The sequence below is a fragment of the Paenibacillus darwinianus genome, from assembly GCF_000598065.1.
GTDB lineage: Bacteria > Bacillota > Bacilli > Paenibacillales > Paenibacillaceae > Paenibacillus_I > Paenibacillus_I darwinianus.
The window spans coordinates 25,277-26,243 of the sequence record NZ_KK082130.1 but is presented as its reverse complement, the minus strand read 5'-3'; the positions used below and the strand labels follow the sequence as shown (position 1 = coordinate 26,243).

Here is a 967-nt window from a genome sequence, read left to right as displayed (position 1 = left end):
ACTACCTCGGCTGGATCGACCTGCCGGTCCATTACGATAAACAGGAATTTGCCCGGATTAAGCAGGCGGCGGCCAAAATTCAATCCGACTCGGACGTGCTGATCGTGATCGGCATCGGCGGCTCCTATCTCGGCGCCCGCGCGGCGATCGAGATGCTGTCGCACTCCTTCTACAATATGCTGCCGGACGGCAAGCGTAAGACGCCGCAGATTTTTTTCGCCGGCAACAACATCAGTTCTACATACGTAACGCATCTGCTTCAGCTGGTGGAAGGCCGCAACTGGTCCATTAACGTCATCTCCAAATCCGGAACGACGACGGAGCCGGCAATCGCCTTTCGCATTTTCCGCGAGAAGCTTGAGCAGCAATACGGCAAGGAAGAGGCCCGCAAACGGATTTACGCGACGACCGACCGCGAGAAGGGCGCGCTGAAGAAGCTTGCGACGGAGGAAGGCTACGAGTCGTTCATCATTCCCGACGACGTAGGCGGCCGTTATTCCGTGCTGACGGCGGTAGGCCTGCTGCCGATAATTTGCCCGGATTAAGCAGGCGGCGGCCAAAATTCAATCCGACTCGGACGTGCTGATCGTGATCGGCATCGGCGGCTCCTATCTCGGCGCCCGCGCGGCGATCGAGATGCTGTCGCACTCCTTCTACAATATGCTGCCGGACGGCAAGCGTAAGACGCCGCAGATTTTTTTCGCCGGCAACAACATCAGTTCTACATACGTAACGCATCTGCTTCAGCTGGTGGAAGGCCGCAACTGGTCCATTAACGTCATCTCCAAATCCGGAACGACGACGGAGCCGGCAATCGCCTTTCGCATTTTCCGCGAGAAGCTTGAGCAGCAATACGGCAAGGAAGAGGCCCGCAAACGGATTTACGCGACGACCGACCGCGAGAAGGGCGCGCTGAAGAAGCTTGCGACGGAGGAAGGCTACGAGTCGTTCATCATTCCCGACGACG

2 pseudogenes are annotated in these 967 nt (G+C 57.8%); both read left to right on the top strand.

The window, feature by feature from the left end:
• Window positions 1–530, top strand: a pseudogene (locus BG52_RS01820) (glucose-6-phosphate isomerase); the annotation flags it as partial.
• Between the two features lies 1 nt (window position 531).
• Window positions 532–967: pseudogene (locus BG52_RS16320) on the top strand (glucose-6-phosphate isomerase); the annotation flags it as partial.